At 47.0% G+C, this 13,877-nt stretch carries 7 protein-coding genes; all 7 read left to right on the forward strand.

The window, feature by feature from the left end; genetic code table 11:
- The first annotated feature begins 120 nt into the window (after positions 1-120).
- The gene (locus CUU80_RS01810) at positions 121-1,101 is read left to right on the forward strand and encodes an ABC-three component system protein (protein ID WP_100495670.1); all 981 of its coding nucleotides are present in this window, start codon (positions 121-123) and stop codon (positions 1,099-1,101) included.
- A complete protein-coding gene (locus tag CUU80_RS01815; protein WP_133119382.1) occupies positions 1,091-1,537 on the forward strand; it encodes an ABC-three component system middle component 2 in 447 nt (148 codons plus the stop codon). Before CUU80_RS01810 ends, CUU80_RS01815 begins: the two co-directional genes overlap by 11 nt.
- Positions 1,537-3,447: an ATP-binding protein gene (locus CUU80_RS01820; RefSeq protein WP_100495672.1), complete on the forward strand. Its 1,911-nt coding sequence runs from the start codon at positions 1,537-1,539 to the stop codon at positions 3,445-3,447. Before CUU80_RS01815 ends, CUU80_RS01820 begins: the two co-directional genes overlap by 1 nt.
- Positions 3,444-7,142 (forward strand): BREX-1 system adenine-specific DNA-methyltransferase PglX, encoded by a 3,699-nt coding sequence (gene pglX / locus CUU80_RS01825; RefSeq protein WP_100495673.1) that lies wholly within the window; start codon positions 3,444-3,446, stop codon positions 7,140-7,142. Before CUU80_RS01820 ends, pglX begins: the two co-directional genes overlap by 4 nt.
- Positions 7,143-7,221: 79 nt before the next feature.
- Positions 7,222-8,589, forward strand: coding sequence for an ApeA N-terminal domain 1-containing protein (locus CUU80_RS10645; RefSeq protein WP_133119383.1), 1,368 nt, complete (start codon positions 7,222-7,224; stop codon positions 8,587-8,589).
- 30 nt (positions 8,590-8,619) lie between these two features.
- Complete coding sequence (locus CUU80_RS01835) at positions 8,620-10,125, forward strand: ATP-binding protein (protein WP_243388597.1); 1,506 nt, start codon at positions 8,620-8,622, stop codon at positions 10,123-10,125.
- A 142-nt stretch (positions 10,126-10,267) separates the two neighbouring features.
- Complete coding sequence (locus tag CUU80_RS01840; RefSeq protein ID WP_100495676.1) at positions 10,268-13,795, forward strand: SIR2 family protein; 3,528 nt, start codon at positions 10,268-10,270, stop codon at positions 13,793-13,795.
- Positions 13,796-13,877 lie beyond the last annotated feature (82 nt).

A 13,877-nucleotide genomic window follows, 5' to 3' on the forward strand; every position in this document is an offset into this window, starting at 1 on the left:
CTTCATCCTCAAGAGAGGCGAAGGCTGTGCACTGCAGTGCTGGCCTCTACATTCGCAGAAACATGATTTTCAACCGTTGAAGTAGCGATAGAATGCGATAGATTGCGATAGGAGGTACTGATGGCAAAGGAGACGCAGTTCCGGAAACTGATCGATCGATTGAGACCGTTGATGAAAGGTACGCGTAACCTCGGTGCATTCGTCATGCAGCTTGTCGATATGGGACTAAAACCTGCTGAGGGAAATCAGCCGGAACGCTCAGCTCAAACCATACGTAAAGAAAGCACATGGAAGAGCTATGCAAATGGGACTCTCTCTTTGTCTAAGCCGGTAGCAAGTGAGATTGTCGGTCGATGGGATAGTTATCGTTTCGAGAAAAATCTGCTTGCAGTCTATGACGAAGAAGCATTGAATGATCTAGCTGATTCGTTACATGTAATCGATCCTCGAATCAACAAAGGAAATGTTGCACAGGGAATTGGTTCCTACTTTTATGACGTATTTGCGGCGGCGGCCGGACATCGTAGGCTGGCGGTTTCTGATTTACCGGCTGCTATTCAGAAGGCAGAAAGCACTGGCGTCCCCTACTTCAATCAGAAGACTGGCCGCATCCATATTGGGGATGATTTCCGGACTACGGCAGATAAGGCCGACGATGTGCCCACGGATATTCAGCCAAAGGAACTCACCTATGTAAGAGCGCTGCTTCGAGCGTACTGCGAGCAATGTGAGCTGCATGGGAAGGAGCCTAAGACCTCCGACATCCCGAAGAAATATCGGGAACATTTCGTTGATCAACGGAAAGCGTATTTCAGCGCTGAGTGGCTGCGTGACCAATCAAGGGATTGCATTGACGATGGGGAACTAGCCTTTCGGCAATTCTTAGAGGAAATTCGGCAAGGAGTCTGGGAAACGAATTTGGATGATTACCCCACGCAGGTGAAACGCTTGTTTGAGACGCTGAAACAATCTACCAACGTGCAATTAAGCAGTATTGGACTTAACCAGATTGAAGGCTTGATTGATGTCTGGTGCAGGAAAGGTGCATGTCATGAGCTCGTGTCTGAGGGGCGTATGAGCTGGGAGGTCAATGATGAGTGAATCGTTGCTAGACACTTCCTATGAAACCGAGTTGCGCCTATTAATTCTGCTACGTGCCGTGGATTCGGCAGTAACCTGTGAGTACCTTGCCGCGTTGGATACATTGACCGTGAATGCTAAAACGCTGGGAGTCGGAGACCGAAACCTCAATGGGGATCATCGCTTTGCCGCAGGTGAGCTGGAACACAGACTTAGTCTGGTTAATGATGCTCTTAAAGATCTCGCTTTGCGTGGCTTAGTTGCGTATAAGCCAGAAAAAAGCGGCACATATATACTCACGCGAGATGGTCGCCGTACAGCCAATGCTATGACTACGGCATACTCAAAGCAATTAGCCGTCATGGTTCAAACAGCTCTCAAACAATTAGGTGATAAGTCGGAAGAATGCTTGTTCAATTTTATTACTGAACAGGCGGTTGTGGGAGGTGATCTCTGATGAAGCCCGCTTTTACGATTACATCCATCAAGGTGGTTGGTCATCCTGACAGGAGGGATTCAGAGGTTTCCCTCAAACCTGGATTAAACGTTATTTGTGGTCCGTCTAACTCTGGTAAGTCATGGGTGTTGCACTGCATTGACTACATGTTTGGCGCTGAAGCTAAAGATTTTTCTTTGAAAGAGGCCGATGGGTATACACGTGTTGTCATGACGGTCAAAACCGATGTTGGGCAAATAACGCTGAGTAGACCGATTGGTGCCGGCCATAATGATGTTGAAGTACATAGCAATGACCAGCGTATTCAATCAGGGATATATAAATGCGGCAAGGCATCTGCCAACACTCTTCCTATTTCTCATGTTTGGCTTAAGCTAATTGGGTTTGAGTCGCCAGAGAGTGTCCGGGTTATTAAAAATAAGAATTATCTCGGTCAATCATTGACTTGGCGTACCTTTTCGCACATATTGTTTGCTGATGAGACCTCAATCAGCAAAAATGAATCTATTCTTTTTCCGGTACAAAATACGGGAGTAACGGCATTTAAATCGGCGCTTGCCACGTTGCTAACCGGCAGGGACTTCTCCGCGGAAGAGTCTGACGAATCGCCGGAGGAAAAGAAGCGTGCTAATAATGCTGTCATTGCGTATCTAGAAACGCAACCTGATGCTATTGTGTCGAGGTTGAAGCTCATTGATAGTGCGTTAGTTGCTAATAGATCCAATACGTTAGAAGAGGAATTTGATGAGCTGGGCAACGATGTTGCTCAAGTGCAGGACTCGCTTCGTAACGCTACGTCTCAAGGGCAACGCATCATTGCCGACTTGGGGACTGTGCGGGAACATATAGCTGAGTCCAAGATGCTTGAACGTCGATACGAAGAGCTTGCTTCCTCCTATCAGGCTCGGCTTCAACGACTCGACTTTGTTGTCGAGGGGCGTGAACTAACAGATAGACATCCTTTGCCGATGATCTGTCCTGTGTGCGATCAGGTGCTTCCTGCGGACGCGCAATCTCGAATTGCGCATCCCGGCAAGGAAGAACAAGAGTTATTGAAAGCGAAGCTTAACGATTTGCTTGAGGTCATACATGAGGTAAAGACCTCGATACATCAGGATTCGTTAATGGAGCAGAATCTGGCTTCGAAGTCAGATGACATTAACAAGCTCATTAAGAGCGCCTTGCTTCCACGTTTGGATGGTTTGAAAAGGAAGTTAGACGAGCATAACGCACTGGTTGCTATGCGAGCGGAGCGGGAGCAGCTCGAGAATGAACTCGAGACCGTGCGCAATGAAATCGAACGACGAAAAGCCATGCCGTTCCCCAAAGAGCAATTCGATCCGCTTGATTATTATCCTGACAGTTTCTGGGATGACATTAGTACATTGTTGTTGGATACTCTGGGTGCATGCGCATTTCCGAATCTGAAGGAAGCATACCTAAATCGCAAATCTTTTGATGCGGTCGTTAATGATAAGTTCAAGCGCCGTGAAGGCAAAGGATACCGTTCTTTTGTGAATACTGTGGTCCTGCTTGTTCTTCATGATTATTTGGCTTCGGACCATGCTGCACATAATCCCAGCATTTTGATGATAGATACCCCATTGTTGGGATTGGACGATCCGCAAGAAGACCCGGAATTACAGGAGATGCGTGAAACGATTCCCGCTGCACTCTATGACTATCTTGCAGATGCCGATATGGACGGTCAGCTCATTATTGCGGATAACATCAAATTTATGCCTGATATATCTGAATTAAAGGATAGATGCAATATTATTCGGTTTACTAAGCAGAGTAATGAAGGTCGGTATGGTTTCCTACTGGATGTGACCGATTCTGATTTTATGGATAAGGACGAAAAGGAAACCAACACCACAGATGGCAGCGGAGAGGAACAGAACGCATGAACACGAGTAAATTGCAGGCTTTTGCGGCTGAGGCTCGCGCGGAGCTTATGAAGATGGTGCGGGCCAAGCTGGATGCTGCGATGGAGCCGGATTCGGCGGCTCGTGTGGACAATTCGGGTGCGTTTGCCAAACTGGACGAGGAGATTCGTCAGGCTGGTGGTGGTGAGCAGGGCCGCGCCAAGACTGCGGAACGTCATGCCTACCGTTGGTTCAATCGGATCATCGCCTTGCGGTACATGGATGCGAATGATTTCACCAGCCCGCATGTGGTTTCCGGTGATGATGCGGATAATCCGAACGCTCTGCCCGCTGTGCTGTCTGCTGTCAAGCGTGGCGAATTCGATGATGCTGTGTTTGGTTCGGCTGTCGGTACCAAAACCAAGCTGGTGCCAACGATTACCGCGCTGCTTGATGGCAGCAGGACTAGTAATGATCCTCAGGGTGAGGCATACGGGTTGCTGTTGCGCGCCTACTGTGATTACTGGCACAAGTTCATGCCGTTCATGTTCGATGACGCCGGTGCCGCCGACGAGATCCTGATGCCCGCAGACCTGCTCGCTTCCGATTCCATTCTGCGCAAAGCCGTAGAGATCATGACCGTTGCCGATTGTGTCGACGATGAGAGACAGGGCAACGTAGAAATCATCGGCTGGCTTTACCAGTTCTATATCTCTGAACGCAAAAACGAAGTGATGGCTGGCTTTAAGAAGTCGAAAAAGGCTGGTGCTGCCGAAATTCCCGCAGCCACCCAGCTGTTCACTCCAGATTGGATTGTGCAATACCTCGTTCAAAACACCGTCGGACGCCTCTGGACCCAATCCCACCCCGAATCCCAACTTTGGAAGAATTGGGCCTACTACATCAAGCAGGAAGAGAGCGCAGCGGGGGAGACGCTGACAATCAACTCCCCGGAGGAATTAACCGTCTGCGACCCCGCCTGCGGCTCCGGCCACATGCTCACTTACGCCTTCGACCTGCTTTACGACATCTACGACGAAGCCGGTTATTCCGCCAACGAAATCCCTGCGCTGATCTTGCAGCACAATCTGTTCGGCATGGAGATTGACGAACGTGCCGCCAACCTCGCCGCCTTCGCCCTGACCATGAAGGCCCGTGGTCGCTACCGCCGTTTCTTCCGCAAGCAGGTCCAGCCCAACATTCAGCGCATCACGCCTGAATACTTCACCGAAACCGAAGTCGAAGAACTCAATGAGCTGTATGGCGTCTCCTTCGATGCTGACACTTGGAACACCTACCAGCACGCCGACATCTACGGCTCGTTGATTCAACCTCCATCAGACCTTGCCGCTTTAGCGGTGCAGTTGGCCCCCTCTGACAGGACATCGCCGCTAAGCAAACAGCCCAGTGGGCTGTTTGTAGGCGATGTAGCGAGCGATAGCGAGCAAAATAACAGCGTGACTGGGGGAGAGAATACCCTCCTCGCCCCAGATCTCCTCGACCGCTCCCGCACCCTACTCGCCCAAACCCGCCTTCTTGCAACCAAGTACGCTACGGTTGTTGCCAACCCGCCCTACATGGGCTCCGGCAACATGGGCGATGAACTGAAAAAGTACATTAATAATCACTACGAAAACGGTAAAGCGGATCTTTTTGCTACGTTTTATTACAGGGCAACCTCTCTCACATGTGAGAGAGGTTTTTCCGCCTTAATAACTGGCGATGCGTGGATGTTTATTAAGTCTTTCGAAAATATGCGTAGAGATCTGATCAGAGATCAACGTCTTTACAGTCTAATTCACCTTCGAGATTCCGCATATCATGCAGATACTTTTGGGGCAAATAGTGCATTTGTTTTCTCCAAGAAAATGGAGCCTATATTTAATTGCGGAATAACTCGATTTATAAAAACTGTCGCGAATAGTTCCGATATGAAGAAGAATGATGTTTTAACTGCAATTAATGATAAGAATTTCTTCACTGTCAACCAGCAGGATTTCGCCCAGATTCCCGGCTCACCGATTGTCTATTGGCTATCCGATGCCATGAAGAGAATTTTTGCAGAGGGGAAAGTACTTAGTTCTCGAGCCGAATTGCGCGAAGGAATCAACACAGGAGATAATGATCGGTTTATTCGGCTTTGGTGGGAGGAAGCATCAAATTCTTCTGACTTGAATCGGCATGATTTGCATCATTGTCATAAATGGATTGCCTATAAAAAAGGTGGAGAATTTCGCAAATGGTATGGAAATCAAGACTACATTCTTGATTGGGATAAAGACGGATTTGATTTACGAAATTTCAAAGATTCTAGAGGCAATCTCGTACCGACCTTGCGAAATACCCAATATTTCTTTAAAAAGTCGTTGTCATGGACTCGCATATCGAGTGGAGATTTTTCGATTAGAGATTATCCAGCTGGGCAAGCGTTCGACTCGACTGGACCATCATTATTTAGTAACGAATCCGATTCAATTCCTCTTCTAGGGATATTGAATAGTGCGGTCTGTTCGACCTTGCTGAGCTCAATCAGTCCTACTCTAGATTATCGTCTTACCAGCCTTGGCCGTCTTCCTATCAGGGAAGTCGCCAATGAGAATTATCTAGAAGTTGTAAAACAACTCGTTTCTGTTTCTCAGTCCGATTGGAACTCCTGCGAAACCTCGTGGGATTTTGCTGGATTGGAAGTGCTCAAGACCGACAATCTCTCCCTCAGTCAGCCTTCGGCTGACAGCTCGCTCTTCAGAGGGAGCCAAGGCTTATCTCTTGCGGAGAGGATTCCGGCTTATATCGAGCACTGCAAGGTTATTGCCGAAGAGCAACGCCAGCGTGAAGTCAAGAACAACGAGTTGGTGGCGGACGCCTACGGCGTACGAAGCGAAGTGCTGTGCGATGTGCCGATTGAACGCGTGTCGCTGAAGCGCAACCCGGCGTTCGCGTACCCGAAGAACACGCCCGCTGAACGCGACGAGCTCATGACCCGTGACATCGTCAAGGAGATCATCTCCTACGCGGTCGGTTGCATGTTCGGCCGTTACTCGCTCGACAAGCTGGGCCTGATTCTCGCATCCCAAGGCGAAACCATCGACGACTATCACGCGCAAATCCCGAATCCCACGTTCGAGCCGAATGCGGACAACGTGATTCCTGTGACCGACGACGAATGGTTCGAGGACGACATCGTCGCCCGCTTCCGCACGTTCCTCGCCGCAGCCTGTGGCGAACAGCATGTGAACGAGAACGTCGCTTACATCGAGGAAGTACTGGGCAAGCCCCTGCGCAAGTATTTCGCCAGCGACTTCTATGACGATCATGTCAAGATGTACAAGAGCCGCCCGATCTACTGGATGTACTCCAGCCGTACCGACAAGAAGGGTACCTTCAAGGCGCTCGTCTATCTGCACCGATATACGCCGGCTACCACGAACAACGTGCTGAAGTACTTGCGTGAGTTCACAGCCAAGCTCAACGCCCAGTCGGAGCACCTGCTTGCTTCCGAGAATGCCGCTGAAGTACGTAAAGGTGAGAAGCTCCGCGTATCCATCAAGGAGTGTACCGACTACGAGCGTGACGTGCTCTACCCACTCGCCACCCGCAACCTGGCCATCGACCTCGATGACGGCGTGCTGGTGAATTACCTCCGCATGGGCAAAGCCGTCCGCGCCATCAAGCCCATCGAAGCCAAACGCAAAACCGTCCAATCCTGGACCTGGCCCGTCAACCCATTGGAGGATTGATTCAGCTAAGAGCTAAGTTGCGGGAATAGAACGTTTGTTCGATATAATAATCGAACAAACGTTCATGTGGGAGGGTGAAATGTCGATCAATGTGGAATTAACAGAACCCTTGATTGGATACATTATAACGGGGTTGAATTCGGAATCCACGATACCTGCAGTTCTTCGTGATACCGGTACTCGAATTGAGCTCTGTGTGCCTTTTAAGGACATTGGGACTGTGCCTGGTTGTTGGTTTGTCTCTTCGTGGAAAGAACCTAATGGTGGGGTATCCGTCGGGAATCAGATTCCAAATGTTATGCCGCATGAGCTGTTGTTTGTTTGCAGTGCAGCAAGTTATACATTAGTGGGGTGCCGTATTGGATCCTCTGGTTTTTCTGCTTTCGGACCAGGCACTGGGGTGGTTATTCCCACATATGTTGTTTGCGGCGGACGACAAAATGATTATGCGAAAATTAACGGTCTGAGGACACGGTGTCCGGATTTAGTTCGTTGGTTCGATTTATCTTCGACATCATGTAGCGCGAAGCTGGATGAGTTAGGAAGATGCAAAGATGTGAATGTCCATTCTTCGACAATTTCGCCTATTAGTATTGATGAACGTATTGGCTTATCTATTAGCCCTCATTTTGAAGTAGCCGAATCGTCTGAAACTGATTCCATTATTTCACGCCAATCTGTCTTGATTGAGACGAAGATGGATCGTGCGGAAAGTTGGGATTATCATCTTTCCATTCATCGTGTAATTAAGGATTTAGTATCGATTACGGATTGGAATCCACGAGAATTCACTGATATGTCAGTTATGGGATCGGATGATCCCCAAAGGGTTGAGGCTGGAACAGTTATACAGGATCGATGGTCTCCGGTTGTGTCGTATTATCCATTAGTGGATAGGGGTAGTACGAATAATTATCGTAGTAGATTTCTTTTTTCGTACCAAGATATAGGCGATACTGGAATCAAGAAGTGGTTGAGCCTTCGTGAAGAATGCAAGAAGGGCATGACTTTATTGTCCTATCTAGCACGTGAGCACAATCATTTAGCTATAGAAACTGTGTCTACTCTTGTAGGAATTACTCTAGAATGTGTGGGATGGCATATCGTTTCATCTGAAAATCAAGAAAGGCGCATGAATCGTCGATATTCTGAGCCTCAACCAGGTACGTATACTCAGATGTTAGACGCAATCATTGAAAAATTTAATGACACTGTTCCTATTCTCAATGTTGCAGAATGGAAAGATACAATGCGAAATGTCTATGTTGGGAATAAGCATGCAGAGACTCCTGCTCCTGATTTCCAGACCATGTATCAGACCACTATGCAGGGTCTCATTATTTTGCGAATGTGGTTGGGCATTCAACTTGGTGCCGATATTGTGAAAATGCAAAAGATGCTTGGCCAAGACGAGATAGGCAAAAAAATTAGGAATTTTCTTGTGTGATGATATCTGCATGTAATGAAGGACATATCCATGAATTATCTGGCTGGCGAATCCAAGAACGTTGAGTATAAGGTGGCGTTGCCGGACCGGAGCGTCAAGTATGTGAAGACGGCGGTGGCGTTTGCCAATGGTGAGGGTGGACGTATCGTCTTCGGCGTCGAGGATCAGACGCTGAACGTAGTCGGCGTGCCAGATGATCAGGTGTTCACCATCATGGACGCCATTTCCAATGCCATTGCCGATAGTTGTGAACCGCTGATTATTCCGGATATCTCCATGCGCGACATCGACGGCAAAACGGTGATTGTTGCCGAAATCCTGCCGGGCGCGCAGCGACCGTATTACATCAAGTCAATGGGTCGAGACCAAGGCACTTTCGTGCGCGTTGCCGGCACCACGCGTCAAGCCGACGCGGCGACCATTAAGGAACTGATGTTCGAGGGCAGCAATCGCAGCTTTGACCAAACCTTGTGTCTTGAATTGGAGGCAACTGACGAGGATGTCGCCAAGCTCTGCAGTACAATGACCGAAGTTGCCAAGGCCAACGCGAAACATGATGCCGGCTCAATCAAGCCGGTGACCGCCAAGCAGTTGCTCTCATGGGGCGTACTGATCGAACGTGACGGCGAGCTCAAACCGACGAACGCCTACGCGATTCTGTCCGGCGTAAACGATCCGGTACGCTCCGTCGTGCAATGTGGTGTGTTCAAAGGCTCCACCAAAGCCGTGTTCGTTGACCGGCGTGAGTTCACTGGCACACCTTGGGAGCTCATCGAACAGGCATATCAATACGTACTGCGCAACATTCACATGGGTGCACGGTTCGAAGGTGTGTATCGACAGGATGTGTATGAGATTCCGCCGGATGCTATCCGCGAACTCATCGTCAATGCCGTTGTACATCGCAGCTATATCGACCATTCCAGCATTCAGATTGCGATTTACGACGACCGACTCGAAATCACGTCTCCCGGGCGTCTTCCGATGGGCCAGACTATTGCGCGCATGAAGGAAGGTTATTCCAAGATTCGCAATGAAGCATTAGCTGCTGCCTTCTCCTATATGCGGCTTATCGAGCATTGGGGCAGTGGCATTCCTCGCATTATCGAGGAGGTGCGTGAGGCTGGATTGCGTGAACCGGAATTCCTTGGTGGCGACACTGATTTACGCATCAATATTTACCGTCAATTAGATGCCAGTCATTCGGTTGTAGAAACTTCGAATAATACTGTGGCAGCGAACGAAGAAGCAGCATTAGAAAGGCAAAGTGCCGGATCAGTGCCGGATCAGTGCCGGATCAGTGCCGGATCAGTGCCGGATGTTGGCAATCTAACTCAGGGGCAATCCATTGTCTACCGGTATGTACGCAAACATGGTCAGATTACATCAGCAGATGTGGAAGATCTGCTGAATGTACAGAATCGACAAGCCAGAAAAGTCCTATCGGAACTAGTCGATGCAGGGATACTGCAACGGCGTGGCTCAGCACGATACACGCGATACGTGATTTCGGGGTCTGGCGCGCAAGAAGTTTGACTGCATGCTCATTGATAAGATTTCTTTTATACCATTCTTGCCTCGATAATTACTTATGATTCAGGCCTAAAAAACGACTCGCCAAGCAGTTAGAACAGCTAAGAGCAAACGCTGGAAATAATATGAGATTGGAAGGTGCCATATGTGGATTACTTGTGATGTAAATGTCCCTGAATCCTTGCTGGATGCTTTTCAAGAAGATAGGGTTGTCTTTTTTGTTGGGGCAGGGGCTTCATACAATCCACCTGCTAATTTGCCTCTCTACAAGGAGTTGGTGGAGCAACTTGCATATGAGGCCGGAGTCCATTCTCCTGGTTATGATGAACAACTTGATCGTTTTGTGGGCTTACTACCGGAAAATTTTAACGCTCATAGTGCTACGAAACGTATTATTGAGAAATCCGATGCGAAATATAATGAAACGCATGAGGCCATTGTTCGGCTTGCTGATGCGATTGGCACCCCGAGAATAGTTACGACAAACTATGATTTACTTCTTGAGAGTGCGGCCAAAGAGAACTCGATTAATCTTCGGAGAGAGTATGCTGGTCCTGCCGTGCCAAGAGGCAGCTCATTTTCCGGTTTGCTTCATATACATGGTTCAATTAACAGTCCAGATGACGAACTTGTTCTTGATGATAGGGATTTTGCAAATGCTTATATTTCCGAAGCATGGGCTACGAGATTCCTTTTACAACTGTTTGAATCATATTCTGTGGTATTCATCGGCTATGGTTTCACAGATCCAATCATGCGATATCTGGCTCTTGGAGTTTCATCTTATGCCCAGCCTCGATATGCCTTTGTTGCCGATGGGTCCGATAGAGATGATGAATGGCATCGCAGCGGTATTGAGATAATTTCGTATCCGAGTGTTAACGCGCATCAGGCATTGCCGGACGTATTAAATGCCTTGTCTAATCATCTGAGCGCCACTTATATGAGTCAGCGAAACCGCATATCGGACATAGTTAGTAACGGTGTTCCATCTGGGTACGTTGAATCCGATTACATGAAGTTGCAGTTGCAAACTGTGAGTGGAATACGTTGCTTTATTCAATCGGTTAATGATGACACCAAGAGGATGTGGCTGAAATGGATTACTGAGGATACAGATCTCAGCAAGTGTTTTAGTGATTCTATAGAAGTGGACTGGTATAAAGCAATGATCAATTGGTTCGTTGTTGAATTCGTCCAAAGAGCAGAAGAACAAAATGTCGTTCTTTCGGTTATTGGAAAATATCAAAATCACATGTCTGACCATCTTTTCCATCAACTATGCATGATTAGTAGCCACATGGCTAGTAAAGAGAACGGTAATGCTTTTATTCCAGTTTTTACTGTATGCATGACCTCTATTATGGGTTATTCGGCACCGAGAACGATGAGAGAACTTGATGCAACGGTGGAAGCATTGGAGGAAATGAATCCTGATATAAAGTGGGAAATTGCCAATCAGTTTATTCGTCCATACCTTAGATTGAGGGCTACCTTTGAAGCTGACGAAAAACCGTATGCTTACGTGGATTGGCCGTGTTCCAGTGTCTCTTTTTCGAGAGATGCTGTCGATGATGTTTTTACTGGCCCTGTAACTGTATATCAAGCGCGATTTGCTGAACGAAAGATTAGAGAAGCCTACTCGCTGTTGCAAGCATACGGAAGCAAAGAGATGACTTCTGTCCTTCTCAGGCCCTCTATTGAACGGCATGAACAGAATAAGCGAATGAGAGATCTCCAGAATTATTTCGTAAGTCTTTTGAGGACCTATGTGGAAGAGCATTCTACAGATGCACCGCGTCACGCAGAACGTTGGATTTTATCCAACGTTCCACTCTTACAAAGACTCGCTGTGCATGCCATTGGGATTTCTGAAAAAACCGGTGATGAAAAAATACAGTGGTTGATTGATCATCACCTTATTTATGATTATGAAACACGGCATGAAGTCTTTACCGTGCTTAAGAATGCGGTGACAGATTTATCTAGTGATATGTGTACCCGGTTATTGCGTTGCATGCAGGAATCCGTCCATGACATTGATAATGAAGGTGCAGTAGCAAGATATCAATACGATTTATTAGAATGGATGCTCCGTTTTGTCCCACAATGGGGCGAAGCGAAAGAGTGGATGACTGAACTGGCTGAAGACAACAAGTTTGTTCCTAACAAGAATCCTGATTTTAGCGTTTGGTTTGAGGAGATGCGTTTTGTCGACTCTGATCTGAGCGATGAAGCTTTTATTGATTTGCTTAGAAATATGCCAACGAGGCTTAAGAGGCTTCTCTTTGGGGGCTCTCAGCCGGAGGATATGCTCATACACTTCAATGCTTCAGCCTATCGGCAGCAGATAGCGAGGATTGTCAAAGAAGAACCAAGCGTAGGCCTTATTCTATGGAATTTTTTGGATTCTTTTGCAAATGAAGGCCTAGTAGATTGGTACAAGTGCGCTGTTGTTGATGGTTGGAGCGATGCGGACTGCAGTGAACCGCAGAATGAAATTATTGACATAATGTATAGATTATCTTCTATGACGGATGAAATGGTGAGTTCCATCTCTAATTTCCTTTCTTGGCAAATGTTTTCGAATAAAACTGATTTTACCGAACGTTCTCTTGCCGTTATGGATGAAGTGGCCAATAAAATATGGATTAACAATAATATCAATTTTAATCCCGACACCAATGAATATTGGTCTAATAATCCATACACTTATTCACTTAATTGTTGGCCGGGAAGGATAGCACACTATTGGGTTGGAAGAATTCGTTTACGATATGTCAATACGAATAATGATTGGTCTGGGATGAATGAATCCGAGAAGCGAGCTTTAAATTTATTGTTCGAATGCAATCATACTTTCGATTCATCAGTTAAGTCTGTATTATTGCATGAAATTAATCTGCTTCATATGTTGGATTCAACTTATATTGAAAGTAAGTTGCCTAAAATTTTTAATGATGTCGATACTGTTCTTATATGGGAATCCATGTTTCCGCATCCGCGACTTAGTAACCGTCTACTTGCTATGGGCTTCTTTGACAGCTGCTGCAATCTTCTTGAGCGGTGCGATGAACTTAAAAATAATACGCGGTTTTTAGCGGATTATATCTTCAATATTCTCTCTTATGCGGATATCTCTGAGAAGCAAAAGGATCGTGTTCTGCGTGGGACTTTGGTTGCTAAAGATGAATCGTTCCGCGTTGCCTTTATGAAAAGCATCGCTTGGTATTTCGAGTTTCGTCTGGATTCTAAAGAAAAAACTGCGATATGGTCATCGTGGCTTTCTAATTATATTGATTCTAGGTCTAAGAATAAATCACGTGATTGGGAACAGGATGAGCGACTGGAGTTTTCCAAGATGATACCGTATCTGGAGAAATATGCTGGTGAAGGTATGAAAGCCCTTGGCGATCGGTTCCCTTCATATTCTGATTTTGATATCACAAGTTGCTTTGCCAAAGGTTTGCCGGATTGTTTGCAGGAAAGGGATGCCAGCACGATTATGTCCTATTATCGTTCTGTCGCATGCCAGTGCCCGGATGGTTTTTGTCCTCCATGTCTCAGTGAATTCGTTAGCAAGCTGAAAGATACACTGAAGCCTGACGTATATGAGTCCTTCGAGAGAAAATGTATTGAAAAAGGTCTCATTGACGGAAAGACGTCCGCATGATTCATTGGATTCGCTAGTGGCACGTGATTATCTAATGTTGTTTCGACTATACTCGACATTTTATGTGAAAAACAGTGAGGTG

Origin of the sequence: Bifidobacterium scaligerum (assembly GCF_002802865.1) — a bacterium.
Lineage (GTDB): Bacteria > Actinomycetota > Actinomycetes > Actinomycetales > Bifidobacteriaceae > Bifidobacterium > Bifidobacterium scaligerum.